Source organism: Paenibacillus sp. RS8 (genome assembly GCF_041956825.1).
In the GTDB taxonomy this organism is placed as follows: Bacteria; Bacillota; Bacilli; order Paenibacillales; family Paenibacillaceae; genus Paenibacillus_AQ.
Window position 1 is genome coordinate 3,925,215 of record NZ_CP168131.1, and the last position, 26,959, is coordinate 3,952,173.

Annotated in this window: 21 protein-coding genes and 1 pseudogene; 15 read left to right on the forward strand and 7 right to left on the reverse strand. The window is 41.3% G+C overall.

The window, feature by feature from the left end:
- Positions 1–56 precede the first annotated feature (56 nt).
- Positions 57–4,178 carry a beta-N-acetylglucosaminidase domain-containing protein gene (locus ACDZ28_RS18640; protein ID WP_375102466.1) on the forward strand — a complete coding sequence of 1,374 codons (4,122 nt, stop codon included), beginning with the start codon at positions 57–59 and terminating at the stop codon, positions 4,176–4,178.
- Between the two features lie 79 nt (positions 4,179–4,257).
- Here ACDZ28_RS18640 and ACDZ28_RS18645 read toward each other — a convergent pair whose 3' ends face one another.
- Complete coding sequence (locus ACDZ28_RS18645; RefSeq protein ID WP_052414542.1) at positions 4,258–4,623, reverse strand: VOC family protein; 366 nt, start codon at positions 4,621–4,623, stop codon at positions 4,258–4,260.
- 203 nt (positions 4,624–4,826) lie between these two features.
- On the opposite strand from ACDZ28_RS18645, the gene ACDZ28_RS18650 reads away from it, so the two are divergent.
- The 5 genes from ACDZ28_RS18650 (at position 4,827) to ACDZ28_RS18670 (ending at position 9,514) form a co-directional block, all read left to right on the forward strand.
- Positions 4,827–6,914 (forward strand): alpha/beta hydrolase fold domain-containing protein, encoded by a 2,088-nt coding sequence (locus ACDZ28_RS18650; protein WP_375102467.1) that lies wholly within the window; start codon positions 4,827–4,829, stop codon positions 6,912–6,914.
- Positions 6,915–7,067: 153 nt separating this feature from the next.
- On the forward strand, positions 7,068–7,649 hold the full coding sequence (locus ACDZ28_RS18655; protein WP_375102468.1) for a TetR/AcrR family transcriptional regulator: 582 nt from the start codon (positions 7,068–7,070) through the stop codon (positions 7,647–7,649).
- Positions 7,650–7,725: 76 nt separating this feature from the next.
- Positions 7,726–8,190 carry an FMN-binding protein gene (locus tag ACDZ28_RS18660; protein ID WP_375102469.1) on the forward strand — a complete coding sequence of 155 codons (465 nt, stop codon included), beginning with the start codon at positions 7,726–7,728 and terminating at the stop codon, positions 8,188–8,190.
- 20 nt (positions 8,191–8,210) lie between these two features.
- Positions 8,211–8,732, forward strand: coding sequence for a flavodoxin family protein (locus ACDZ28_RS18665; protein ID WP_375102470.1), 522 nt, complete (start codon positions 8,211–8,213; stop codon positions 8,730–8,732).
- A 134-nt stretch (positions 8,733–8,866) separates the two neighbouring features.
- Entirely contained in the window at positions 8,867–9,514 is a 648-nt protein-coding gene (locus ACDZ28_RS18670) for a hypothetical protein (RefSeq protein ID WP_042126066.1), read from the forward strand.
- A gap of 78 nt (positions 9,515–9,592) precedes the next feature.
- Here ACDZ28_RS18670 and ACDZ28_RS18675 read toward each other — a convergent pair whose 3' ends face one another.
- A complete protein-coding gene (locus ACDZ28_RS18675; RefSeq protein ID WP_375102471.1) occupies positions 9,593–11,155 on the reverse strand; it encodes a response regulator in 1,563 nt (520 codons plus the stop codon).
- On the reverse strand, positions 11,155–12,996 hold the full coding sequence (locus tag ACDZ28_RS18680) for a histidine kinase (RefSeq protein ID WP_375102472.1): 1,842 nt from the start codon (positions 12,994–12,996) through the stop codon (positions 11,155–11,157). The genes ACDZ28_RS18675 and ACDZ28_RS18680 overlap by 1 nt, the downstream gene beginning before the upstream one ends.
- Positions 12,997–13,170: 174 nt before the next feature.
- On the opposite strand from ACDZ28_RS18680, the gene ACDZ28_RS18685 reads away from it, so the two are divergent.
- The 6 genes from ACDZ28_RS18685 (at position 13,171) to ACDZ28_RS18710 (ending at position 20,924) form a co-directional block, all read left to right on the forward strand.
- A complete protein-coding gene (locus tag ACDZ28_RS18685) occupies positions 13,171–14,532 on the forward strand; it encodes an ABC transporter substrate-binding protein (RefSeq protein ID WP_375102473.1) in 1,362 nt (453 codons plus the stop codon).
- 98 nt (positions 14,533–14,630) lie between these two features.
- Positions 14,631–15,509: a carbohydrate ABC transporter permease gene (locus ACDZ28_RS18690; protein ID WP_375102474.1), complete on the forward strand. Its 879-nt coding sequence runs from the start codon at positions 14,631–14,633 to the stop codon at positions 15,507–15,509.
- Positions 15,506–16,333, forward strand: a complete 828-nt coding sequence (locus ACDZ28_RS18695) for a carbohydrate ABC transporter permease (RefSeq protein ID WP_081954048.1) — start codon at positions 15,506–15,508, stop codon at positions 16,331–16,333. Before ACDZ28_RS18690 ends, ACDZ28_RS18695 begins: the two co-directional genes overlap by 4 nt.
- Positions 16,334–16,359: 26 nt before the next feature.
- Positions 16,360–17,643 carry a Gfo/Idh/MocA family protein gene (locus ACDZ28_RS18700; protein ID WP_375102475.1) on the forward strand — a complete coding sequence of 428 codons (1,284 nt, stop codon included), beginning with the start codon at positions 16,360–16,362 and terminating at the stop codon, positions 17,641–17,643.
- Between the two features lie 13 nt (positions 17,644–17,656).
- Complete coding sequence (locus tag ACDZ28_RS18705) at positions 17,657–20,095, forward strand: glycoside hydrolase N-terminal domain-containing protein (protein WP_375102476.1); 2,439 nt, start codon at positions 17,657–17,659, stop codon at positions 20,093–20,095.
- Positions 20,096–20,114: 19 nt separating this feature from the next.
- A complete protein-coding gene (locus ACDZ28_RS18710; protein ID WP_375102477.1) occupies positions 20,115–20,924 on the forward strand; it encodes an acyltransferase domain-containing protein in 810 nt (269 codons plus the stop codon).
- Between the two features lie 120 nt (positions 20,925–21,044).
- Here the strand turns inward: ACDZ28_RS18710 and ACDZ28_RS18715 are convergent, their stop codons facing one another.
- Together ACDZ28_RS18715 and coaA are read right to left on the reverse strand one after the other, a co-directional pair.
- On the reverse strand, positions 21,045–22,049 hold the full coding sequence (locus ACDZ28_RS18715; RefSeq protein ID WP_375102478.1) for a glycosyltransferase family 8 protein: 1,005 nt from the start codon (positions 22,047–22,049) through the stop codon (positions 21,045–21,047).
- Between the two features lie 166 nt (positions 22,050–22,215).
- Positions 22,216–23,151 (reverse strand): type I pantothenate kinase, encoded by a 936-nt coding sequence (coaA, locus tag ACDZ28_RS18720; RefSeq protein ID WP_341111733.1) that lies wholly within the window; start codon positions 23,149–23,151, stop codon positions 22,216–22,218.
- A 318-nt stretch (positions 23,152–23,469) separates the two neighbouring features.
- Between coaA and ACDZ28_RS18725 the strand changes: the two are divergent.
- Positions 23,470–23,673, forward strand: a pseudogene (locus tag ACDZ28_RS18725) (suppressor of fused domain protein); the annotation flags it as partial.
- A gap of 108 nt (positions 23,674–23,781) precedes the next feature.
- Here ACDZ28_RS18725 and ACDZ28_RS18730 read toward each other — a convergent pair.
- Positions 23,782–24,162: a VOC family protein gene (locus ACDZ28_RS18730; protein ID WP_375102479.1), complete on the reverse strand. Its 381-nt coding sequence runs from the start codon at positions 24,160–24,162 to the stop codon at positions 23,782–23,784.
- A 221-nt stretch (positions 24,163–24,383) separates the two neighbouring features.
- Between ACDZ28_RS18730 and ACDZ28_RS18735 the strand changes: the two genes are divergently transcribed.
- Positions 24,384–25,421, forward strand: coding sequence for an NADH:flavin oxidoreductase/NADH oxidase (locus ACDZ28_RS18735; protein ID WP_375102480.1), 1,038 nt, complete (start codon positions 24,384–24,386; stop codon positions 25,419–25,421).
- A gap of 165 nt (positions 25,422–25,586) precedes the next feature.
- Entirely contained in the window at positions 25,587–26,024 is a 438-nt protein-coding gene (locus ACDZ28_RS18740; RefSeq protein ID WP_375102481.1) for a MarR family winged helix-turn-helix transcriptional regulator, read from the forward strand.
- 104 nt (positions 26,025–26,128) lie between these two features.
- On the opposite strand, the gene ACDZ28_RS18745 is transcribed toward ACDZ28_RS18740, so the two are convergent.
- Positions 26,129–26,731: a GNAT family N-acetyltransferase gene (locus ACDZ28_RS18745; RefSeq protein WP_375102482.1), complete on the reverse strand. Its 603-nt coding sequence runs from the start codon at positions 26,729–26,731 to the stop codon at positions 26,129–26,131.
- Positions 26,732–26,959 lie beyond the last annotated feature (228 nt).

Sequence of the window (26,959 nt, forward strand, 5' to 3'; positions counted from 1 at the left end):
TACCGTCCTTAATGGACGCCGAAGGCATTTTAGCTAGTTATAGGAGGGTTAAGGAAATGCCGAAGAAGATTCTCAGTATCTTCATTACACTTATGATGGTGGCCGGCTTGTTCTCCAGTTTTGCAGCTGCAGCGGATGTAGCCTCTGATCTTCCGCAAAAAGATGCAAAACTAACGAAATCCTATGAAATCTATCCATTACCGCAGCAACAAACCGAAGAAGAGACAATCGTAACCATGACACAAAATGTAAACGTTGTTATTGAAGATTCGATTGACCAGCCGACAAGAAAGCTGCTTCAACAGATACTGGATTCCAAGTCACTTCAGGTTACTGAGTCAGGAGCTGCAGTAGCAGGGAAAACAAATATCTTTTTGGGAACTAGAAATTCATCAGGCTATGTAGACAATTACTTCACTCAGAATATTCCTTATAAAGCGGATAACTTCAATGAGCTGGACGCTTATGTTCTTAACGTTAGCACGAAGCAACAGAATAAAGGTGTTATTGCGATACTGGGTAAAAATACGGATGCAGCTTATTATGGCCTGGCAACGCTGAAGATGATTTTTGATCAAATTCCTGATCTGCAGGTTCGTAGTCTCACTATCGAAGATTTCTCTGATACTCGCTCGCGGGGATTTATCGAAGGCTTTTATGGCACACCTTGGTCACATGAAGATCGAATGAGCTTGATGCGTTTCGGTGGAGAGCTGAAGATGAACACTTATATTTTTGCACCTAAAGATGACAAGTACCATAACGCGCAATGGAGAACGCCTTATCCTGCAGCTGAGCTTGCCAAGATCAAAGAACTGGTTGATGTCGGTCATGAATCCAAGACGCAGTTTGTTTGGGCGATTCATCCAGGGTTCAATATGATCAATTGGAACAATTATGATGCTGAACTCCAAACCTTACTTGCGAAGCTTGAACAATTGTACAGTGTAGGCGTACGTCAATTTGGACTATTTATGGATGATATCAGTACATCACAATCATTAGTAGATAAAGAAAAACATGTGAAGTTAATTACAGATGTTGCGAATTGGGTTACGTCCAAGAAAGACGTCAAATCATTAATTTATTGTCCTCCATTCTACAATAAAAGCTGGACCGGAACGTCTGGCAGACCTTATCTTGAAGCCTTGAGAAATGTACCTGCGAATGTAGATATTATGTGGACCGGAAACGGCGTTGTTGCCTCTGTTAATGCAGCAGATATGCAGTGGCCGAAAGATGCACATGGAAGAGATCCGTATATGTGGTTAAATTGGCCAGTGAATGACTATAAGGATGCAAGACTGCTGCTCGGTAAAGCAGAAGTGCTCATTCCAGGTACACATAATATTTCAGGTGTGGTGTCTAATCCAATGAAGCATGCGGAATTATCTAAGATCGGTATCTTCGCGGTAGCGGATTACACTTGGAATGTAGATGATTTTGATCAAGAGGAGAGCTGGCTTGATTCATTTAAGCATATAGCCCCTGAAGTTGCCTCTGAGCTTAATACGATTGCCTATCATTTGAGTGACCCATCGCCTAGCGGTCATGGGCTTGTAGTAGGTGAATCGGAAAATATCAAAGCTGAGCTAGCGCAATTCTTAAGTCAATACTCAAGTGGTCAGCCGATAGAAACGACGGGGAATACATTGATTCAAGAATTTGATCTAGTATTGGACGCCATCGCGTCGTTTAGAGTAAATAACACGAATGAAAATATGGAAGAGGAAATTGATCCATGGCTAAATAGCTTACAAAATGTCGTTCTTGCCGACAAATCGGCAGTTCTCTCTGCGATAGCGATCCAGAAAGAGAAGGTTGATCAGGCTTGGGAAGAACTTGCTAAGGCCACAAGCGCATTAAGCTTATCCAAAACATTCAAAATTGAGAAGCTTAATTCTCCAGATGTGACGGTTGAGGCAGGAGCAAAGCGGCTAGTTCCTTTTGCTGAGCAGCTCATCAATAAACTGGATGCTCAGATTTACACTTTAGTGGACCCGGAATATGTTAAACCTCTAGCTGTCAGCTCTTATGGTTCTCCTTCAGGATTAAACCTGATGGTAGACGGAGATTTAGCAACGAACGTCTATATTCAGACCCTTCAACAGAATGGGGACTGGTATGGCGTTGATTTTGGCAAAACCATTAAAGTGGAAGAAATTGCAATCACACAAGGTAGAACTGATGCGGATCACGATATATTCCAAAGGGGAATTCTTGAGTATTCCGTGAACGGTCAAGAATGGACCGCAATCGGAGAAGAGCGTTCCGGGTATAAAATTTCTGCTTCCGGGCTCAGTGTGAATGCTAGGATGGTTCGATATCGATTGACTCATGCTGGAATACCTGGAGGTAAGCCTGATTTATGGACGGCAGTTCGTGAGTTTTCCGTCAATGCAAGTAAAGATAAGGTGTCGATCTTCACTGATGTGCCAGAATTGAAGGATACACCTATTACGGTAGCTGACAATGCTGTGCAATTAACAAACCTGAACGGAATCACACTAAAGCCATCCCAATATGTAGGGATTAATTTGAAATCCATTGAAGAGATTACGCAAGTGGCGTTAGAAGCTTCTAACGGAGAAGTCCGGTTAGAATCCTCTAAGAACGGTGTGGAATGGGAATCTGTTAATGAGGGGAATGGGGCGTTTGCTAGTGCTGCCTATTTCCGGATCATGAATAAGGGAACTGAGAATATCACTGTAGATCTGACAAGGCTCATGATCCAGCTGAACAAATTCTCTCCACCTATGATTACTCATAATTACGGAAGCATTTATGAAGGTTCTATCAACAACGTGTACAATGCTTCTTTAGAGAACAAGGTTTGGTTCGGTTCGATTCAATCAAAAGGGAAGTATATTCAGATCGACATGGGCGGTGTGGTGAATGTCCAGAATGTAGCTGTTGTGATTGGAGACGGTGAAGGAGATTTCTTCCGTAAGGGAGATTTACAGCTGTCACTAGACGGACAGACATGGGATACGATCCATACGTTTACTAATCCGAGCGATCGGAGTTTGAATTTCCCTGAGCATGAGGTGCCTTACCGTTATAAGCGTGTTCAAGTTGACGGCGGCAAGCAAGCCCGATATGTAAGATTGATTTCAACTGAAACCTATGATGCATGGCTCGCGCTTAATGAAATTTTGGTTAATGAAGGGATTGAAAGACCGGGAACTTCCAATCCGGCTATCCAGGCTGAACCTGCTGGAAATATAGGAAATGAAGCCTTGCTGTCCGTTGACAAAAAGCTTTCCACCTTCTATATGCCAGGTGCTGGGAATACGGGTTCCTTAAATTACAAATTGTCGAAGGATACTAAGGTAAAAGAAGTGATTGTTTTGCAAAATCCATCGGATAATTCAAACGCTGCGGTGTCCGTGCGAGATGCGAGTGGATGGCATAAGGTAGGTAACCTGTCATCATCTTATAATACATTTGATACCTCCAAGTATAGTAATGTGTTTGAAGTGAAGATTCAGTGGGAGGGTTCGACTAAACCTAAAATCCACGAGATCATTACAGTTAAAAAAGACGGAAATGGTGAGGTTGATCCATCAGGTAAGATGACTTCTGTTCTGTCTGGGGTAGACACTGTAGCTGGCGGAAGAGATTTTCAACTGGCGTTTGGAGTGAAGAGTGTAACAGATGCTGTGTATGCAATGGATGTAACTATGAATTACGATCCTAAGCTGTTGGAATTCAAATCTGCTACATCCTTGCGGAGTGGAATTCAGGTGCTTGAAACTGCTAATCACACGTCTGGAAAATTGCGGCTGCTGGTGGTGAGTGAAGGGGCGGACAACGCGATAATTGGCAATCTGCAGCTGTTATCTTTGGATTTTGGGACTAAGACAGTAGCGGAAGCTACAGAGAGTACTATTCAGATTGAAAAAGTGATCGTAGCAGATGCGGAAGGTAAGGAGAGCGAAACCGTTACATCGAGTCATAAGCTCAAGATCACTGCAGAGGAGCCGGAGCCTGGTATTTCTGGTGACATTAATAAAGATGGAAAAGTGTCCATCGGCGACTTGGCGATAGTCGCTGCTAATTATGGCAAGGATACCAGCAGCCCAGATTGGGCTGAGGCTAAACGTGCCGATATCAATAAAGATGGCGTGATTGATTTGAAAGACTTGGCGTTCGTAGCCCGTAAGATAACAGAATGATGTAACAAGGATAAGAAAGCCATGCAAGCTATTGCTTGCATGGCTTTTTTTGATTGCTTAGCACTGGACAAGCGCTAGTCTAGCTATGCTCCGCTAATTGCACCTCAAAACCGTCCGGGTCCAGTATATAAAAGAATCGTAAATGTGGATTGGGTGCGATCGGTCCGCGTGCGACGGGAATGCCGTGGCTTTTCAAATGCGCTATGGCGTTGTCGAGCGATTCCACTTCGAAACCAACGGAAACGCCGCATTCTGGCTTTAGAGCCGGGTCGCTGCCCTGAATAAGCTCGATTTTCGGCTGCTCTGCAGTGCCTAACATAACAATCTGTTTTCCTCTACTCTCAAATCTGCGATCCATGGGAAGTCCTAGAATACGGTTATAAAAATCAAGGGAAGCCTCCAGATCGCGCACTCTGAGCGTTATCCAATTCATACTCAACTTCATGATTGTAATGTCCTCCTCAATCTATTTCTACGACAAAGCCGTTTCTTCAAATTATACGCTATCTTATTCGCTAAAAGTTCGTAATATTGAACCTAATTCGCGAAGGAATACATAATTGTTAAACGATTAGTTGAATTTTAAAATGATGATATTGGAATTATATTACTTTTTTGAATCCAAAATCATTCTGGGAGGTGGTCATAATGAAGCGTAGACTTATTTACGTTCTTACGATCCTAGTAATCGTTCTAAGTTCCTGGTTGTTACTGAATAACCAAGAGAGTAAGAGCGCTTTAGAAAAGGAGGGGAAAGAGGTGGCTAAAGTGAATGCTAATGACAGTAGCACAACAGCGGTTAAAGTTACTGTGAATAACGGACAAATTCCGGTTCAGTACCTGACTCCCGCTTATAAGGTTACAGTGCAAGGAGATATTTTGTATGCGAGTAAGAAGAATGAGACGGATGCTGTTGAACCGCTCAAACTCGATCTGTACGAGCCGTCAGGTGATGATAACAAGAAGAGGCCTGTATTTATTTTTATTCACGGTGGGGGTTATACAGGAGGGGATAAGTACGATGCAGCGGACTTTTCTACGGGATTGGCAGAGCGAGGATATGCTGTATTGTCCATCGATTATAGGCTGAAAAAAGATCCGTTTACTAACTTCACCCACACGCTTAATGACGCTTATGAGGATATAAGCGATGTGATTAAATGGATCAACGATAACGCAGAGCTTTACGGAATGGATGCAAGCCGTATTGTGATCGGCGGTGATTCGGCGGGAGGGCATCTAGCCATAAACTTTGTCAATCAATATGTATCAAAGGATCCATCGATCATTAAATCTATATTTTCGATTGTAGATATTTATGGGGGGGATCTGACGACAAGTGCGAACAGCAAGCTGCCGCCAGTCCTCATCATTCATGGAACAATAGACAAACTAGTGCCGTACCAGCAAAGTGTTGAATTGGCTGAACAATTGAAAGAGATAGGAGTGTATCATAATCTACTAACTATGGAAGGTGTCGGACATGATTACAAGAATGAAAAATACATCGATGAGATTATGGAGACGACAACACATTTTCTATGGAATGTCATGAACAGTCCAGCACTTGCAAAGCTGCCGGAGATTTCCGGTATTTCTATTGCTGCTGGAGATGCCTTTGATATTAAGCTACCTGAGGCCTATCGCAGTCCTTCGAAGGAGCCGATGAACATCGATTTACCGGAGGGTTGGATACTTCGTGATGAGAAGGAAGAAGACAGACTTTGGATTCAGGTGCCGGAAGGCTTGGTGAGAGGAAACGATTCGCTGTTCGTCTCGCGCGGCGAAGATCCTAAAACAGCAATGAGCTTCGCTGTCAATGTCAACGTAATCGATCCGCTTACGGTGAAATATGAGACATTTTATGATGAATCTGCCAAAGAGATAAGGACTCATATGGATGTTACGAATCAGTCTACGAATATTTTCAGCGGTTCAGTGGAAGCAGATTATGAGACAGGACGTTCTACTCAGGGGACCTATAGCGCTTCTGTCGAGAATCTAGAACCGGGAAAAAGCGTGCGGCTAGAGATTCCTGAGCTTGCATGGGGACAACGGACACTTAAATCTTTTAATGATATAGGTAATCTATTGCAAACGACTTTAGATTCCTTCAACGCGCTGTTGTTGCCAAAACTCAGTAAGCCCGTTGAAATCAATGGTAACCTATCTGATTGGAGTGATCAGGCTCGCTTTAATGTGAAGGATATCAAGATCAATGGTTGGCGAGGGGAGCAGGATATCAGCGCGACCGGTTCCTTAGCGTGGGATACGGATAACCTTTATCTAGGGGTAGAAGTTATAGATGACAAGCATGAACAGTCAGCATCGGGTGATGCTATTTGGAGTGGGGACAGCATCCAGATTGGCATTGGCCTTGCAAACACAGATGGAACAGTGCCCTCAGAGTACCATGAACTGGGTGTGGCTAGGGGAAATGCAGGAAATTTACTCAAGTGGCGCTGGCTAACTCCAAGGGGTTTCAATATTAATGATGCCATAGAGCTAAAGTATGCGATAGAACGTTCTGGTTCAATAACCAGCTACGAATTAGCCATCCCGTGGCATGAACTGAGCTACGACATTACACAGGTGAAGCAAGGAATGAAGCTTAAATTTTCGCTGCTGGTTAATGATAATGACGGCGAGGGGCGTAGAGGCTGGCTAGAATACAACAGTGGTATAGGGACTTCAAAGGATGTTAATGCCTTCGGGGATCTGTTTTTGACGGATTGATAGAATCTTTAATAAACGGCAGAGATGCCGTTTATTATTTTATTGTTGCTCAATGAACGAAAAGTTAACGAATAAGAATTGCGTTGACATATCCAACTTTTGACATTATGATATGAATGAAAAAATAATTATTCATTCATGGAGATGCGGAAAGTGGAAGATAAAAAAACAAAGATTTATGATTGTGGGAAAGAGCTGTTTAGCAATAAAGGCTTTAAGGATACAAATATCTCGGACATTACAAAAAAAGCTGGAATAGCCATAGGAACCTTTTACAACTATTATCCTTCTAAAGAAAAACTATTTATGGACATCTTTCTTGAAGAAAATGCGAAGCTCAAAAAAAACTGTATGCAATCCCTCGACACGACCCAAAGCCCACTGATTGTAATTCGGCAGATGATGGCACTCAATGCGGAAGGTATAATCGCCAACCCTATTCTAAAGGAATGGTATAACAAAAGTGTTTTTGGGAAAATTGAACAGCTTTATCGAGAAGAAACCGGCATTCAGGTGAACGATTTCTTATATGACAGCTTCCATGAAATGGTGCAGCAATGGCAAACCGAAGGCAAGATGCGAAGCGATATGGACAGCAAAATGATTATGATGGTTTTCGCCGCGATGATCAATGTGGAGACCCACAAGGAAGAAATAGGACTGGAGTTCTTTCCACAACTGCTGGACCATATGATGGAACTAATCATGAAGGGTCTTACAGACTGCCCCAAATAGAACTGATGAGGCAGTCTTTTTATCTCTTAAAATGAATGAATATAAAAATATTCATTCAATAACTAAGGAGAGGGGCATGCGAATGATCATTGGTGTAAGAAGTAAAAGGAAGATTCCAAAGTGGATGATTATACTGAGCTTCTTAGGTGTGATTGCAGTTCTAGTATGGGGAGGGATTCTATTCAGTGCTCCAGGAAGACGTGAAGTTCAGAAGCTTACTATAAATGTCATTGATTTCGATAAGTTACGAGATGGAATCTATGTGGGAGAATATATCGGCACAAAGGATCATTCCAGAGATACCAAGGTTCAGGCATCCATATCTATGGGTTCAATTTCAGGGATTAAAATACTCAAAGGCGCTATAGATAAAAACGGAAAGCCACTGAAACTGAAGGGCGGAATAAGCATTGGTGATTTGTTTAGACATGTGATTGAATCACAATCCCTTCAGGTAGACGTTATCAGTGGTGCAACGCTTACCTCTAAAGCACATCTTAAGGCACTAGAAAATGCACTGGAGCAGGCAAAGACGAAATAATTCGTTTCAGGAGGGCTAAGATGAACATTGCAGTCATATCGTATTCATTCTCAGGCAACAATGATGCATTAGCTGGCAGTGTGGCTAAAGAACTGTCGTCTGATTATTTTCAGATTTCTGAAGCCAAGCCGCGGACATTGAGTTCCATTACAATGGATATGATTTTTAGCAGGATACCGTTGGTACAGCCATCACCTAACTTATTAATGAAGTATGATTTGATTCTCTTTTTTGGACCGATCTGGATGGGGCAAGTGGCGACACCACTCCGACCATATTTAAGGCATTTAAAAACAAATCCGAACAAGTATGGTTTCATCTCAATCAGCGGTGGAGCGGACGGACCCAACACAAAGGTACCAGGCGAGCTCAGGAAAAGAGCTGGGGCGGATCCCGTTGTATTTATAGATCTGTATATCGCTGACTTAATATCGACAAATCCTAAACCGACACGGAAGGCTACCTCAGCTTACAAGTTAGATCCTGGGGATATCAAACAATTAACCTGCACAATCGTAAAGAGATTAAAGGATGTTACTTAACAGAGAGTTCATGTATAAATAAACGGCAGAGATGCCGTTTATTTATTTTCTCCCCAACTGGTAGGAATTTGTCTATTTTTAAAGTGTCAGATCAATTCGCTAGATGGTATGATAGGATCGGGAGGGAATTTAAAATGACTAATGAGATAACCAATGAGAACGAGGAACCAACAAACGAGAACGAGGAAATAACCAGTGATCCAGAAATGTCTGAGGAGGATATGAATAAGCTAGTGATGGCTGTTCATCATAACGGCCTCGTAGCTTTGAGAGTACACTTTCAAGACGTTGAAGGACAAGTGTTAAATATGGAGGCCTACGGCCCGGTTTTTGTTTTTCACGTAAAGTCTGAATTAGATCATGTCTATTCTTGCGGATTTTTTCTGCGTGAATTGATTGCAAGATTCCAATCGGGTAAGGATCCTGCAGCATGGATGGCTTCTTTCTTTGTTGATCTGATGAAGATTGAGGGAGGAAAAACGCTTCCAAAACCGCCTTCAAGTGAAGAAGAAGCTAAAGCGATTATAGACAATGTATTAGTTCCGCAATGTATTAAAGAAATAACCGAAGAATTTGCGCCGGAGGATGTACATGTCGGCCTAGCTTGGAATGAGAAACTCGGTCCGGTGTTCGAGGCTGGATTTCCAGCAATAACCGATGGGAATAACGTATGCGCGTTCCCACTGCATTTATTGTTAACCCACTTGCAATTGAATCGGGATCCTTCCGAGCTGCTTGTTCAAGGTATGTATAACATCCGTAAAGAACATGGATTGGAGTAAAACAGGCTCTGAGCCCTGGCCATCCATAACCCAAAGAAACGGCAGAAATGCCGTTTCTTTGTTGTATAAAGCAGTAATTTAACTAAAAAGGTTTGAATCAGAAGCACTTTTGAATTCGCTAGGCGTTAATCCTGTAATAAGTTTAAATACTTTACTGAAATAATATTGATTGTTATAACCAACCATATCTGCGATATCTTTAAACTTCAGATTGGAGGAGGTATCCTTAATCAACAGTTTTGCTTTTTCAATTCTAAGCTGTGTTAGATATTCGATGGGAGCGGAGCCCTTATGTTTCTTAAATTCTCTGCTTAAAAAGGACACATTGAGATTAACCATATCAGCAATATCTGCGATCGCGATTTCATCTGATAAATGATCATTGAAGTAGGTTGCTACCGTCTCTACAATCCATTTGGCGGAACTGGAAGCAGGCTCAGACCCTTGCGCAGAGTAGAAGAATTTATTAAACAGGAACGTAATATTTTTAAGCAAGGCTGGGTAATCTTTGGAGTTTGAGATGACTTCATCAAGTTCCAGATTTAGATCACTATTCACGATATGCTTTTGTAAAGTGGCGTTACAGGCATTATACAAGATTTGAGATAAGCATAACTCAACGTCACTTTGGGTATAATTTTGCTCGCTCCAGGAAGCGAAGTTTGTCTCTAATTCGCAATAAAAGGCTTCTCTTTTTTGATTTTTGATGAAAGAAATGATCTTCTTTGTGTCAAAAGCCTTATCTAGATCGATGGTGGAGTGAGAGTTTAGAGAGAAATCTTTAACGAACAGAAGGCTAGATTTGGCGAAAATAGCGTTTTTGCCTAAAATCATTCGACTTAGCTGATATTCTAACCTTAGCTTCGATAGATTCTCGACGCTATTGCTTACGGCAAAAGTAAAAAGCTGCTCGTGTGCTTCATACTTTGATAGGAATAAGTTATAAATCTCTGTGAAATCGATTGTAAGCCCTTGTTTATAGCTGAAGACCACAACCATTTCATTCATAGACTCGCCATCAAACACCCAAGCATTATCATATGCTTTATTCATAGGAATAGTAAGAAAGCTTGCCAAATCATTTTTCAGCCAAAAGTCATTGGACGGATTAGATAAGTCTATGGGAAATCTCGAGATGGAACCCGCACAAATGACAAGAATGGAGAAGCATTTATGATTCATTTGCTCATATTTATCGAACGACAGGACAGCTCTTCCTCGAAGTAAATCCGATAATAGCTGTTGTTCCTTAGTGACATTATGGGTGTGAGCTAATTGAGTGACATTCTCTAATACCTCGTTCAAAGCAGCTTGGGTAACAGGTTTTAAGAGGAATTCCCGTACGCCAAGACGCAAAGCCTCTCTAGCATATTCAAAATCGTTATAGCCGCTAATAATAATGAAGAGTGTATCCGGGTATATTTTCTTTATTTCCGTAATCAATTCCAGACCATCCATTCCAGGCATGCGAATATCTGTGAACACGATCTGAGGCTTTAAGCGAAGACACATCTCTAGTGCGGTTATCCCATCCGTGGCTTCACCAATTACCTGTAAACGAGGGCTAAAGCTTCCGATTTTCTTAACTAGATTTCTTAAAATAGGATGTTTATCTTCCACAACCATGATGGATATCATCATCACTTTACCTCCTCGTCGGACCTCTCCTTGACACCGAAGCAAATCCGGGCACCGTGTTCTCCAACATTGGATACCTTGAAATAGAAATTTTCTCCGAAATGAATGACTAATCGTATAAAGGTGTTCAGCATGCCCATTCCTGAGATTTGAAGATTCTTCAACAGCTTGCCTTCGATAAAATTGGAGCGGTATGCTGTTAGCTTTTGATTCAGATCCTGAAGTACCGTCTGCTCAAATCCTGAACCATTGTCCAGAATTACTAGCTCCCAATCGTCTACGGTAGTAAATCGTCCATTAATTGTAATTTTCCAGGGTGGAAAGCTTTTATCGAACCCGTGATTTATCGCATTTTCCACAAAGGGCTGCAAGGATAATTTCGGAAAATAAAGGATGTTCATAGTGTCAGGAATATCTATTTCATAAAATAAGCTATTCTCATAATGAAGCTTCATGAGTTCCAGATAATAGATAGAATACTTAATCTCTTCTGCTAACAGCACATCTGTACCTGAAGAAGAACCGCTGTACCTCATCATCTCTGCAAGTCTTAGACACATATCTTCTGCAATGATCGAACCTGACTCTTCGCAGTGGACGGCAATAACGTTCAGTGTGTTGTATAGAAAATGTGGGTTAATCTGTGCCTGAAGGGCAGAATAGTTGGCCTCAATTTCCCGGATGCGTGACTCATATTCCGTATTAATCGCCTGTTTAAGCTTTTCTATCATCTTCTCAAAAGAGCGGTTCAGCATAATCAGTTCGTTATATTCAAAGTGCTCATTGGGAGTAGGATTCTGGTTGAAGGAGAGGTTGTTTAAGCTCACTGCCCGGACTGTTTTAGTCAGTGCTTTTAACGGCTTCATTAGTTTTCGTATAGCAAAATAGTAGATGATCAGCACAGCAAGTAGGGTTAGAAACCCTATCGTAATGAGAATTGTACGATAACGTTGAAGATTAGCCTGTAATGAAATCCCATCATCGGCTACGACAGTGGTCCAGCCCAAATAGCCCGAGTTATAGGTGCTTAGCAGCGTTAATTGGTCCTCTTGTTTGAATTTTCCGGAGATAGGAATATGCTCTTGCAATTGTTTAGAAAGCGTTGTCAGTAAGGCTTGATGATGATTGTCTGTTGAGGGATTGTAAGGAAATACAAGCGTCCCATTGTCATCAAAAATATAAACCTGTTTCCCCGACTGCTGATTTTCGATTCTAGTAATGAGCTCCAGGCTCTTATAAGGCAATTGAATTTCTAACATTCCAAAATCTGTAGAATAAGGTGTGCTGAATTTTCTTACAACGGAAATGACGGTTTCTGGCTCAGTTGACCAAACATCTGGATGCGGAGGGAGTGCAGCAAATAGCTTATCTTTGATGAAGAGCTCATTAAGGGAAGATGGCTTGGAATAGGGCATTGGGATGTTCTTGAACAGATGCTCTGTTCTGAAATAAGGAAAGAAAATATCTTTATCTGGCACGAAAACAATGACCTTGTGAAGATCGCTAACCACGTTATAAATCGCATTTAAATTGTGGGCCAGCTTGTTTTGAGAGACTAGATTACTCATGGAATCCGAGGGTACATCGCTGTTTAACTCCACCATGACGTCCAAATTATCTTGGTTATTCGTAAATCCTAACGCTGCATAATCTAGCTGCTTGTACAACGTATCCACTTGGTCTGAGATCTTCTGTGTTGTAGGAATGAGCCCTGCCAGTTCAGTCTGAATTAGCATTGATTTCATGTAAGTATACAAGTAAACCATGGACAGAAGCAGGATTAGAAAGAAGATACCCATAATGGTAACAATGACTTTATTCTGAAATCCAAGTTTACTAAACATACATTATCTCCTCTAAAGGTTAAAATCAAGTGCATCATAACACAAACATTGTAATCAAAAAAGTATAAATCAGATAGTCAGATTTTTATATTTCTTAAATGATCGAATGCGATTACATTAGATTTAACGATTTCGAGCTAGTACGTTGGAATCGAAAAACAGGGGGGTTACAGTATGAAGCAGCTTCAAAAGAAAACATTGTCGGTGTTATTGTTGGGCGCACTCATCCCGGTATTATCAGGTTGCGGAAGCACTTCTTCCAACGCCAACACCAATGCCGCTGCAGCACCTGAAAAGTCTAATGCGGCTGTCACGGCGACGGAAGCACCACAAGAGACAGAAGTGAAATCAGAGCCCGTAACGATCAGTTATCTTGCAGCAGCTAGTCAATTAAACTATGGCGGCATTAAAGATCTAATCGCAAAATGGGAAGCGAAGACCGGCAATAAGGTGGATATTCAAGCGATTCAAGACGATCAATACGACAACCTTGTGAAAGCAAAATTGTCCGGAGGGGGAGATATAGATGTATTCTTCGGGTCTTATCAAAAATATGATGTGCCAAATCAATTGCTGGAGATTAGCGGAGAAGCATTTGAATCTCGTCTGAATGATATCGCACTTCAATCGTTGAAGTATACGGATGGGAAAATTTATGCTTTTCCATCATCGATGGCTTTAGGCTCTTGGGGGGCATTTTACAATAAAAAAGTATTTACAGAACTGGGATTGTCCGCACCTAAAACTACGGAAGAATTCAATAAGGTTCTCGAAGCTATTAAAGCGAGCGGAAAGACACCGATTTATTTTGCAGCTAAAGACGGATGGACCATGCTGCAGCATCGTAATGCTGTAAACGGTATTATTGGCGGCGCTGATCCTGCGGTGTGGGATAAATTAAATAAAAATGAAGTGCAGTGGAAGGATATCCCCGAATTTGTATATCAGTATAAACAGCTCGAAGAATGGGCGAAAAAAGGGTACTTGAATAAAGATTTGTTGACGGCCACTTACGAAAAGCAACAGCAGGCAATCGTTTCGGGAGATGCTGCAATCATTTTCCAAGGGGACTTTGTAGTTCCTGAACTTTATAAGCTTGACGCTAATGCGGAAATTGCGTTCTTCCCGCTTCCTAATAAAGACGGTTCACAATCGATTGCTTTAAGCGGTGCAACTCATGTGTTCATCTCTAAGAAAAGCAAGCATCCAGAAGAAGCGAAAGATCTGCTCAGATTCCTATCAGATAAAGAACAAGCACAAGCCTATTTAGAGGTTTCTCCGGGTGTAAGTCCATACAAGGATATTGATGTGTCTAACAAGATGACGGAAGCGTTGACGGAAATTCAGAACATCGTTAATGAAGGTAAAATCTCAAAGCATGGCGATGACGCTTATATCATTCCACTCCCTTATGACGACGTAGTCGCGGCGTATGCAGAGCTTCTAGTAGGTAGAATCACAGCAGATGAATTCGTTAAAAAGCACGGTGAGGTGTTCTTGAAAAACGCTAAAATCGCAAAAATTCCTGGATTTTAGTATAAACGAAATGCCTTTTCTACTGAGAACAGAGAAGAGCTATACCTGCCAAGCGAGGCGGGTATAGTTCTAATAGTGGAAGGATGGAGGACTGCTACGTGCAACAGAACTATAAGAGAAAAAATTATCCGGTAATCTATTTGATTCCTATTCTTCTAATTTTCACTGTGTTTTATGTTTCTCCTGCTATATTGGGACTCCTTTATTCCTTGACGGATGCAAGTATTAAATCTTCAGGGGTTACCTTTGTCGGACTCGAAAACTATAAGCTGCTCTTTAGTGATGGAGCTGATTTTTTCTTCAGTATATGGAATCAATTCAAATTTGCGATCTTAGATGCACTTGGCAAAACAATAATCGGGCTGCTGGCAGCACTTCTCTTAAACCGGAGATTTAGAGGAAATCACTTCCTTCGTGCATTGATTTATTTGCCGATTATGTTTGGCACGATTATGGTCGCCATCATCTTTAATTATATTCTCAGCTACGATGGATTCCTCAATGGCTTTTTCGAAGCTGTAGGACTTCATGGCTTGGTCAATGATTGGCTAGGAAGCTTCACGCTAGCTATGTATTCAGTGATTGCTGTCGATGTGTGGGTTGGGGCTGGTTGGTCCATGCTGTTGATTCTTGCGGCGCTGCAATCCGTACCTAAAGAAGTGATTGAATGTTCCGATATTGACGGAGCTGGAGCATTTACTAAATTTTTTCAAATTACACTCCCATACATTATAGGGACTTTAAATCTCAGCTTTTTATTAAGCATTATCTCAGGGCTTAAAGCCTTCGATATTATTTATGCGATGACAAGAGGAGGACCGGGACATGCGACAGAAGTGATGTCCACCTTTCTGGTCAAATCGATGTCATCAGGCTCCATTGGATATCCTGCGGCTATAAGTGTGATTCAGTTTATCATTATTACTGTGGTGGCCATGATTATTACTTATTTTAATAATAGAAAGGAGTCGCAATGATGAGTGTGGCATCGAAGACAGGCAAGGTACTAACTTATATTGCGGCGCTACTCCTAGCTATTATTTACTTGGTTCCTTTTATTCTTATTCTATTAACTTCCATCAAGGATGAGACAGAGTCCAAAATTATGAACTTAAGTCTTCCGAAGACTTATATGTTCGAGAATTTTGCAACAGCATTTACGCAAGGACAGATCTGGCGGGGATTCCTCAATGGTATGTTTGTCTCTACTGTAGTCACGGTCTTAACCGTTCTTCTATGTTCTTACTCCGCTTTCATCATTCAAAGAAATCGAAATGCATTTACTAACTTCACTTATAAGTTTCTACTTACGGGTATGATCGCACCCTTTTCTTTTATTCCTGCGATTAAGCTGCTACAGCTACTGAACATGGGAAACAATTTTTCTGGATTAATTATGGTCGATTTGGCAGGTCAAATCGCTTTCTCCATTTTGATTTATTACAGCTTTATGCAAGGGGTTCCACGGGAGATGGATGAAGCTTCGGTGGTCGATGGTTGTGGTCCGCTGCGAATGTTCTTCCAAGTTATTTTTCCTTTATTGCTGCCGGTGGTCTCGACGAATATCGTGCTTACCTTTACCGCTATATGGAATGATTTCAGCAATGTCTTGTTCCTTGTACCTAAAACATCGATGTGGACGATGCCTATGGGCGTGTTCAATTTCCAACAGCTGTACACCTACAATTACGGACTCGTGTGTGCTTATATAACGATTGCATTGATTCCTGTGCTCATCATCTATCTTGCAGGCCAAAGATACATTATTTCGGGCATGACAACAGGAGCTGTTAAAGGTTAACCATTGCGATTAAGGGAGAGGTTACATTGAAGAGAATAACTGTAGCTTTGATTGGAGCGGGAGGACGGGGTGCTGTAGCTTATGCGCCATATGCACTGAGATATCCGGATGAGATCCAGATTGTCGCCGTTGCTGATCCTGATGTTCAGAGAAGAGAGGGCATCAAGAACTCATTTGATATTGAAGCACAGAATGCATTTACGACCTGGGAGGATTTACTTTTTGGTGAAAAGCTCGCGGATGCTGTTCTGATCTGTACACAGGATAATATGCACTTTGAACCAACCATTAAAGCATTGGAAATGGGATACCATGTGCTTTTGGAAAAACCGATGTCTAACAACCCAGAAGAGTGTTTTATCATGGGGGAATACGCTAAAAAATACAATAGAATCTTTGCGATCTGCCATGTCTTGCGGTATAACCATTTCTTCATGACCCTAAAGGATCTGCTTGAGGATGGGGAAATCGGAAATCTGATGACGGTGCAGCATCTTGAGAATGTAGGTTATTGGCACCAGGCGCATAGCTTTGTGCGGGGAAACTGGAGAAACGCAGCGGAGTCCAGTCCAATGATTCTGCAGAAATCATGTCATGATTTGGACATTCTTCTCTGGCTTATTGGAGAAGAATGCATGAGGGTATCTTCATTTGGCTCGCTTAGCCATTTTACAAAGGAAAATGCACCCGCAGGAGCGCCGTTAAGATGTACAGATAGTTGCCCTGTGAGAGATGAATGCGCCTTTTATGCGCCAAGATTCTATTTAATTGATAAAGAGGATTGGCAAGGAAAGTATTTACGGGCTTATTTGACCAACGATACTAGCTATGAGGGAATTATGACAGCCTTAAGAGAGGGACCGTATGGTCGATGCGTGTATCATTGCGATAATGATGTAGTGGATCATCAGGTAGTAAATCTTGAATTTGCTAATAACGTGACAGCCTCCTTTACAATGACAGCCTTCTCGAATGATAGCGAGCGCATCATCAGATTACAGGGAACTAAGGGTGAGATTAAGGGGCATATGGAAGACAATACAATTGAGATAACAGATTTCGTGTCCGGTCGCAAAAAGCTGATTAAGTTACGTGCCTCCGATACCGGACATGGGGGAGGGGACGAGGGAATTATGAAAGATTTCATTAAGCTAGTACAACAGGGAAGTGGACAAAACTCTCGATCTTCCGCCGTTGTGTCTGTCCAAAGTCATCTCATGGCTTTTGCCGCTGAAACGTCAAGGCTCGAAAACCGCGTCATTCAAATGCCTGAGTATATAGAATCTCTGAGGCAAAAGGTGACTGTGTAATGTGGAGGAAATTATGACTACCCTAGGACCTGATTCCAGCAATAGATTATGGTATCTACAGCCCGCGGCTAGCTGGGAAGAAGCATTACCCATTGGTAACGGCAAGCTAGGTGGAATGGTGTTTGGCGGAGTCGAATCCGAAAGAATAGATCTGAATGAAGATACACTATGGTCTGGATTCTCCAGAGATCCTAATAATTATGATGCCATCAGACATCTTGCCCGAATAAGAGAGGCAGTCATGCATGGGCGATTTAAAGAGGCAGAAGAGATTGCGGAGCGTCATATGTTAGGGTCTTGGAATGAATCGTATCTTCCTTTAGGGACCCTTCATATTCGACAGCATGGACTTCAAGCTATCGAGCAGTACGAGCGGGAACTAAACCTGAAGACCGGTATTGTATCCAGTTCGTTTTTCTCGGTAGGGATGAGTTACACTCGTGAAGCTTTCGCCAGTGCTCCAGACAAACTTATTGTCCTTAAATACACCAGCGCGGGTAGGGGAGGAAACCTTTCGTTATCTGTGAAACTGGAAAGCTTGCTCCAGCATAATGGTCAAATTGTACGAAGTATGGATGATTCATCAGTGGATGTGATGATACAGGGGAATTGCCCAAGTCATGTAGAACCAAACTATGTGGAGGATCATCCTAACCCCATTCTTTATGAAGAAGGCTTGGGACTTCGTTATGCAATTAGTCTGCGTATGATCGTGGATAACGGTAGTATCAATTGGAACGATAATGGAGATTTGGAGATCCGCCAAGCGGATAGTGTAATGATCCTTTTATCTGCGGTAACTGATTTTTCTGAAGAACAGTCGAATTCTTGCACTCCTGAATTGGATTTGAATGCCATAGGCTTGCTCCGATTGAATAAAGGAAGCATGATCACCTATGCGGAGCTGAAGGAACGACATCTTGCAGATATAGGGGATCTGTTAGAACGCGTTGAGCTGAGGCTTGAAACTACAAGCACTTCTCTCCTGCCAACTGATCTCAGGCTTGAGGCTGTTAAGGACGGGGCAGAGGATCCGGCACTGGCTGCACTGTATTATCATTACGGACGATATTTACTTATTTCGAGCTCTCGAGAAGGATCTCAGCCCGCGAACCTGCAAGGGATATGGAGTAAGGAGATCAGAGCGCCTTGGGGCAGTAATTGGACGACGAATATTAATATCCAAATGAATTACTGGCATGTGGAAACAGCTAATTTAAGCGAATGTCATAAACCCTTGCTTGCCTGGATTCGTAAGTTGTCATCTAAGGGGAAAAGAACAGCACGCATTCACTATGATTGCAGAGGTTGGGTCGCTCACCACAACGTAGATATTTGGCTGGATACATCTCCCGCAAGCGGGCAGGCTGTCTGGGCGTTATGGCCGATGGCTGGAGCATGGTTATGCAGGCATCTGTGGGAGCACTATTCTTTTAACGAAGATAGTGCTTATCTGGAGAAGGACGCATATCCCATAATGAAAGAAGCCGCGCTCTTCTACTTGGATTGGCTAGTCCCAGATGACAAATCGCCGTTTCTTGTCACTAATCCCTCTACATCACCAGAGAATAAATTTATCACTAAAGCAGGAGATCCTTGTGCGGTAACGAAAGCATCTACGTTAGATCTTTTACTCATCCGCGAGCTATTCACGCATTGTATCGCCGCTTCGGAAATTCTGAATCAGGATGCGAAATTGAGAGTGGAGCTGTTTGACGCTCTATCGAAGCTCTATCCCCTACAAATAGGAAGCGGGGGGCGCCTGCAAGAATGGGCTGAGGATTTTGAAGAATGGGAGCCTGGACATCGGCATTTATCCCATTTATATGGCTTGTATCCTGGTGATCTACTTCAATATGATAGAGATGTCGAGTTTGTTCAAGCTTGCAGACGATCATTGGAACATCGGCTGGCTAATGGCGGCGGATATACGGGCTGGAGCTGTGCCTGGAGCATGGCATTGTGGGCAAGATTACGGAATGGAGCTGAGTTTCACAAGAGCTGGCTATCGTTACTTCGAACCTCAACCTTTCCTAATCTTTTGGATGGGCATCCGTATATGGTGGATACTACCATAGATTATTCTCGCTCAATCTTTCAAATCGATGGGAATTTCGGCACCACTGCCGCTATCGGAGAGCTATTGCTGCAAAGTCATGAGGACGAAATTCATCTCTTACCTGCGTTACCGCCGCAATGGCGTGAGGGAAGTGTAAGGGGATTGCGGGCAAGAAGCGGCTTCACCGTGAATATGTCGTGGAGTAATGGGAAGATAACCGAGGTTTCAATGGAGTCTGACAATGGTGGCCTATGCAGGGTACGGTCAGCGATTCCGTTGACAACAGAAGCACTAGATTCTATGTTATGCACAACACGAAATGGCTTCTATAGTTATGAATTTTTTATTCCCGCGGGTGAGGATGTATTTATGAAGGGTGTACTGTACCCATAGGGGCTAAGGGGGATTTATAGTGAACATCAGAGCATTGTGTGAAGGGATTAAGCTGGATCCAGCGGCTAGACAGCAGGTTTGTGAGTTTCAGATGAAAGAGGAAGAATATCTTGTTTATAAACAGCATTTTTATTTTGACAGATTTTCTTTTTTTGAATCTGTGAAATCTTCGGAGGGCTATCGAAAGCTGCTATTATATTTATTTGTGAGATTCGCAGTAGATGCTTATGAAGAGTATCGTATTCGTAACATTGAGGATAAGATCTATTATGATACATTTTCAGATATTCAGATTTGGTGCATGCAATGTCTGCGTGATTACGGTGAATATGGTATTGAAGAATATAATTGGCTGCAAGAGCATGTTCAGCTTCGGTTATTTCGGTTGGGAAGAATGCAATTTCAACCTTTTGCGATGGACCGGGATTTAGTCGTTGACGGTTGTAGAATCTTTACCCATCAAATCGTGCTTAATGTGCACATTCCAGCGGGAGAACCTTTATCAGTTCAAAGTGTGGAGGAGTCCTTTCAGTTAGCTAGAGCTTTTTTTAGAGGGATATCTCCAGTGTTTATTTGTCATTCATGGCTGCTTGATCCGGAATTAAGTCAGATCTTGAACCCGGTATCGAATATCCTTCAGTTTCAAAGTCAGTTTAACATTTATGAGATCGATAAGAGTTCCAAGGAAGCAGAAGAAAGAATATTTAATAAGCTAAACGAGAGCCCTCATGATTACGAAGAAAATACCCGATTGCAACGGAATGCAAAAAACTTTCTAATTGCTGGAGGGAAGCTAGGAAGTGGTTATGGGATTAAAGTACATAAGTAAGTGGAATGATCTGGATCGAATATAATATACATGTGTTGAAATCAAGTTTCAGTAGGTTTTTCGTCAGCCCCCCCTAGAATTTCATTCTGAGGGGGGATTTTTGTTCATAAGGGCTGTTTTTTAACGTTTAATTCGTCGTTGATATTGAATTCTTGTATTGATCACGGTCCCTTTTCTTCTTCTAATTGTTCGGATTAATTTCAATTGAAACAGCGAAAGAGGTGAGATTCTTGTGCGAATAATTTTTATTTTACGTTTATAAATGATTCGTCTATTACTTTTTCGTGTGAAGCGCCGCTTAACATAGCTGACTTTTCGTTTTCTTCGTTTTAATTTGGCTTTAAAAGCTCTCCAAGGGGTTAGATTTAGGAATTTGCGATATAGCGCCAACCCTGAGGAATCTTTATTCCAGCATTTTTCATCTCCGGCAAAATGGACAATTTTATTATTGTAGTCATGATCTACGATGGCCATGTTAAATGAATTAAACCGGATATCGAGTGGAAGATAATTCGCTCCAAAAACCGCATTTAGAACATCCTGATCCGGCATGGTGACGTCAGGGAAAGTACGCAAAAAGTTCAGCATCTCTTGGTACCAGTTCGTATTCTGGCGGATATTATTCAAACCAAATAAGATTACTCCAGAATTAAAATAAGTCTCAGGATTTAGCCCTTTGGCGCTTACTATAGGCGCTACCTCCATGATGCCCTGATCCCAGATCGCTCCTAAATATTTGTCGTTTAGCTCAACTTGCCATAGCTCATTAATGTCCATGGTTACCAATACATCACAATCCAGATAAATAATTTTCTCAGCGGGTGTGATCGAAGGAAGAAGTAAGCGGTACATGCATGCCTGTGTCCACACATCGATGGAGTTAATATTGGCAAGCACCTGAAGCATATCCTCAGGTAAGGTGATCGAATAATAACTTATCGTATGATTATGTTTGGCGATTAACTTGTTGAACTTTCGCTTGTTATTTTCGGTTAAAGAGGCATCATGTAAAATATGAACATGAATTTGGGAACTTGTATGATGAAAAATTGAAGCTAAAACAACACCGGCATGCTCGGCATATTGTCCATCCTTATCTTGAAAGGCCAAGGCGATTTCAATCATTTGATTTATCCTCTCTCTACATAGTGTACGAATGTACCATAGTATACGTTAGCCTTGACGAGAGGATAGAGGCATTACACCTACGATATTCACCCAATTTGATTTTCATATAAAAAAACCAAGCCTGTACATCAGAACTTGGTTTTGTGAGAATACTGTCATTTTTTTATTTTCGCAGCTTAATGCGATCTATGTGATGGTCGTTATTTTTAAATAGAATAAGATCTGCGCGATTTCTGGTAGGCAATATATTGTGTATCAAATTTTCAAAATTGATTTCTTTCCATATTCTTTTCGAGATCTCGATAGATTCTTCTAGTGATAACTGCGCATACTTTTTAAAATAAGATTGCTCATCTTGGAAGGCGGTATCTCTAAGCTTAATAAAACGATCAATATACCATTTCTCTATATTATTCACATCAGCATCCACATAAATTGAAAAATCAAAGAAATCAGATACAAAATAGTTTGGCACACTTTGATTGAGCCTCAAACTAGTCTGAAGAACATTTAATCCTTCAACAATTAGGATGTCCGGGTTCTCGATCGTGATATATTCATCTGGCACAATATCATAAGTTAGATGCGAGTAGACAGGGCTTTGAACACTCGAAACACCTGACTTCACTTTAGTTAAAAATGAAATTAAACTACGTGTGTCGTAGCTTTCAGGAAATCCTTTTTTCTTCATGATTCCACGCTTTTCTAGCTCCGCATTGGGAAGTAAGAACCCGTCAGTTGTAACTAAATCTACTTTTGGATGAGATGGTAACTGAGAGAGGAGTTTCTGAAGAAGTCTAGCGGTTGTACTCTTGCCAACAGCTACACTTCCGGCGATGCCTATGATGAAAGGACCTTTTTTAAGATCGTTATTAAGAAAGTGATTTATAGATTCTTTATATTTATGAGAGGCTTGAAGCTGCAGATTTATCAATTGGGACAGAGGAAGATAGACCTCATTTACATCCTCAATCGAAATCTTATCGTTAATACTTTGGATATCGCTAAGCTCTTCTTCTGATAATTGGATAGCGGTGAAATCGCTTAGTTTCTTCCAATCCTCACGTAAATACAGTGTATATGCTGAATTATTCACCATTAAAGTTTCCACATCCCTGGATTTAATAAAATATAAGAAAGTATAAGTTATGTGCCTATACTTTAAGTCTTATATTTCTCGCTTAAACGCTTACCGTCCTTATAAGGACGCCGAAGGCGGTTACGCTTGGAGATTCATCTTTAGGTATTATAACCGTTCATTCAACTGGATTCCATTCATAGCAATCGACATTAGGATATGCAATCATATTAAACAATACATAGGGGTTATTGATAATGTTTTTAAAGAGGTTATTTCGAAAGAAATTATTGGCCTGTACGTGCACTAAAAACAACGGCTAGGTTTCCACATGATTATAATACATGGCTCTATATGAGGCATACGCTAGTCAATGGTAATCCAGCACAGCCTTATAGTGAGGATACAGGATTTCAAGGGATGTTCGTGTGGGTACCAGACGTTGAAGATAAAGCTGGATTTTTTAATTTGGAAATGAACAGTGAGAAAGTGGTGCACTTCTATACTTTAATTCCGCTTTATAGGGAAGAGTTAATAGGTTAAACAAGATTGGGGTCACCGATGTTCTGAATCCTTCCCGTAAAAATAGCTGTAAGAAGATGTTTGGACTTTTTTGAAAAATAAGAAAAACGGCCGAGGGCCGTTTTTTTCTTATTCTTTGATCCCAAAAGCAATCCAGCGCCCATCAACATCTTCAATAACAAATTCCTTGTTATTATAGTCTGTGTTTGCTAATGTTCGGACAATATTAACGCCAGCGGCTTCAAATTCTTTTTCCAACTGCTCTTGCTGTTTCGTTATAAAATAGGCGTCGTAACCATAGCCATACAATTCTCGATTAGGAATAACCCGTTGTCCTTGGGATTGCGTAAGGATGATCTCTGTATCATCACGATACAGGCAAATATGCGGTTCCTCCGTATCTAAATAAGGCACAGCTTGAAAGCCTAAGTATTGACTGTAATAAGCAGCTGTATGCTTAATATCCAGGGTAGGGAAGATACTATGTGATTGTAAAAGCTTTTTGTCCACTTTTAAGTCCATCCTTTCTAAGAAAATAGATATCCATATATTACCTTGTGACAAAGATTTCAACAATACGCGGAGTTATTATTCCGTAGGAGACATTCATGGTTGACACCGTAGATATTGTATAATAATATACATGCATGAGCATGCATTTAATATTCTTTGCTAAAACATGGGTTCAATGTTCATAATAAATTTAGTTTTTTATAAAGAGGAGAGATATCATGAAGGACTTGTTCACCCCGTATGAAATGAAGGATTTGAAATTGAAGAACCGCGTGGTTATGCCTCCGATGTGTCAATATTCAGTGACGAACAAAGATGGGATTGCTACCGATTGGCATTATAATCATTACGTAAGTCGTGCCATTGGAGGCACAGGATTAATTATTATTGAAATGACCGATGTGGAACCAGATGGCCGAATTACTGATTTTGACCTTGGTATTTGGTCTGATGAGCAGATTCCTGCACTGGCTAGAATTGTTGATGCTTGTCATTCCTATGGTGCAAAAGTAGGTATTCAAATTGCGCATGCGGGGCGCAAAGCTGAAGATGCAGCAGTTCCTGTATCCTCATCTGCCGTTCCATTTGATGCTGACTCCAAAACACCGCGTGCCCTAACGACTGAAGAAGTGAAGGGTATGGTTGAGAAGTTCCGGCTCAGTGTGAAGCGTGCAATTCAAGCAGGATTTGATGTTATCGAGCTTCATGGTGCGCACGGCTATCTCATCCATCAGTTCCATTCACCTCTAACCAATCAAAGAACAGATGAATATGGCAAGGATTTGACCTTGTTTGGTACCGAGATCATTCGTGCAGCGAAAAGTGAAATGCCTGAAGGAATGCCATTGATTATGCGTATCTCAGCTCAAGAATATGTAGATGGCGGATACGGCATTAAAGAAAGCCTGGCATTTAGTAAAGCGTATAAAGAAGCCGGCGCAGATATTTTCCATATCAGCGCGGGTGGTGAAGGCCCTATCGCTGCGGCTGGTAAGCCAGGAACACATGCGGCGTATCAAGTACCTTTGGCAAGAGAGATTAAATACGGCTTGAATGTTTCGGTGATTGCCGTTGGTAGATTGGATGAACCAGCTCTTGCTAATGCAGTGATTGGAAATGAAGAAGCAGATCTTGTTGCCGTGGGTCGTGGGATGCTAAGAAATCCATATTGGACCTTAGAGGCTGGGGTTGAGCTTCAGAAGGATCCGGGTATTCCTCGGCAGTATGCCTTTGGATTTCCTAGAATTAAAGGATAAGGAATAACGAAAATTATTTATATCATTTGGAGAGGCCGGCTTGTTGGAGAGACGGTCTTTTCTCTTTTTTGGATTAAGCTTGGCACAATGGATGTGGAGTGTAGTACTATTATATAGAAGAAAAATTTCATGAATAGTCATACGCTCGGGAGATGAATAAGATAGATGGACAAAATGAGTAGCAATGACCTGATCACGAACTGGTTGACGTTAACACATATACAAATGAATGTAACGAATGAATTAGAAGTTAATTTGCAAGCGAATCATGGATTATCTTTAAAAGAATTTTATTTGCTGTTATTCCTATCAGAAGCCCCGGAGAAAAAGTTGAAATTGCAGAAGCTCGAAGCTATGGTGGGGTTAAGCCAGAGTGCGGTTTCCCGATTGGTTAGCAGGTTTGAAGCCAAGGGCTGTGGAGCTTTAGAGAGAAAAGCATGCGATGATGATCGCAGAAGTATTTATACCTCCCTAACCTCCATTGGTGAGGCCAAGCTCATCCGTGCACAAGAAACCTTTAAAGAGACGCTAATGACGGCATTCCCGGAAAAAGATGTGGAACAGCTTCTTGCGCAAATGCTTCGCATGAAGCAACAATCTTGAATCAACACAAAAAACCTCTGTTTTGGTAAATGGACCGTATTCTCCATTCCCATACAGAGTTTTTTTGCGTGTGCCGTAATCTATTAAAAGTGTGCCAGCATTCATTAAGCCTTCTCTTGCCAGTGCCACTTAGAAAGCTGGTAATAATTATGAATTTCATTTTCAATCATAATTTCATTCATTAAGTCGAAGTCACATTTTTGTATGACTCTATTAGAGGGTGTATTGTGTACCAGAGCAATAGCGTTTAATACATCGGTAGATGTGTGCTCAAACAAATACTTAATTAACCCCTTGGCAGCTTGTGTGGTATATCCTTTGCCGCGATGATCCTTGGATATGGCATACATGATTTCTCTGTTCGGAGCGGGTAATTCATCCTTCATTCCTGTACAGCACCAACCGATAAACTCATTCGTCTCTTTTAAAATAATGCCTAAACGAAGACGAAGCTCCCCGATATTTCCATCCGCTGAGACCGCTTGTAGAAACTGTTGGTTTTCTTTTATTTCATAGTTTATTAACCAATCTAGCCGTTGTTCTTTAGGGACATTCCAGTCGGGCAGAAATTCTATGATTTCAGGCTGCGTGGTAAGTGCGTGAAACTCGTCTAAATCCTCCACTCTAAACTCTCGTAACAGGATGTCTTCACATTCAATTGTAAATAAATCGCGTTTTGTTGATTCGAAACCTACACGGTTATTCATATTTCATCTCTCCTTCATACATTCAAATTCATTTTATCATGAATAAAAGGGGCTATTTGGTAATCTTTAATTATAAAAATAGTTTTCTTTTATTTCACACAAATATTAATTAGTTAATATATTAATTGATTATAAAGTATGTTATTATGTTTCGTATAAAGAGTGAATGACCCGCGAATGGGTCGGTTTTGTTGTAGTAATTAGTAGAATAGTTAGACTTTTATGATT

Coding starts and splice junctions, on each gene's coding strand:
- ACDZ28_RS18640 (WP_375102466.1), top strand. CDS start 57: ATGCCGAAGAAGATTCTCAGTATCTTCATTACACTTATGATGGTGGCC.
- ACDZ28_RS18645 (WP_052414542.1), bottom strand. CDS start 4,623: ATGAAGTTGAGTATGAATTGGATAACGCTCAGAGTGCGCGATCTGGAG.
- ACDZ28_RS18650 (WP_375102467.1), top strand. CDS start 4,827: ATGAAGCGTAGACTTATTTACGTTCTTACGATCCTAGTAATCGTTCTA.
- ACDZ28_RS18660 (WP_375102469.1), top strand. CDS start 7,726: ATGCGAATGATCATTGGTGTAAGAAGTAAAAGGAAGATTCCAAAGTGG.
- ACDZ28_RS18665 (WP_375102470.1), top strand. CDS start 8,211: ATGAACATTGCAGTCATATCGTATTCATTCTCAGGCAACAATGATGCA.
- ACDZ28_RS18670 (WP_042126066.1), top strand. CDS start 8,867: ATGACTAATGAGATAACCAATGAGAACGAGGAACCAACAAACGAGAAC.
- ACDZ28_RS18675 (WP_375102471.1), bottom strand. CDS start 11,155: ATGATGATATCCATCATGGTTGTGGAAGATAAACATCCTATTTTAAGA.
- ACDZ28_RS18680 (WP_375102472.1), bottom strand. CDS start 12,996: ATGTTTAGTAAACTTGGATTTCAGAATAAAGTCATTGTTACCATTATG.
- ACDZ28_RS18685 (WP_375102473.1), top strand. CDS start 13,171: ATGAAGCAGCTTCAAAAGAAAACATTGTCGGTGTTATTGTTGGGCGCA.
- ACDZ28_RS18695 (WP_081954048.1), top strand. CDS start 15,506: ATGATGAGTGTGGCATCGAAGACAGGCAAGGTACTAACTTATATTGCG.
- ACDZ28_RS18705 (WP_375102476.1), top strand. CDS start 17,657: ATGACTACCCTAGGACCTGATTCCAGCAATAGATTATGGTATCTACAG.
- ACDZ28_RS18715 (WP_375102478.1), bottom strand. CDS start 22,049: ATGATTGAAATCGCCTTGGCCTTTCAAGATAAGGATGGACAATATGCC.
- coaA (WP_341111733.1), bottom strand. CDS start 23,151: ATGGTGAATAATTCAGCATATACACTGTATTTACGTGAGGATTGGAAG.
- ACDZ28_RS18735 (WP_375102480.1), top strand. CDS start 24,384: ATGAAGGACTTGTTCACCCCGTATGAAATGAAGGATTTGAAATTGAAG.
- ACDZ28_RS18740 (WP_375102481.1), top strand. CDS start 25,587: ATGGACAAAATGAGTAGCAATGACCTGATCACGAACTGGTTGACGTTA.
- ACDZ28_RS18745 (WP_375102482.1), bottom strand. CDS start 26,731: ATGAATAACCGTGTAGGTTTCGAATCAACAAAACGCGATTTATTTACA.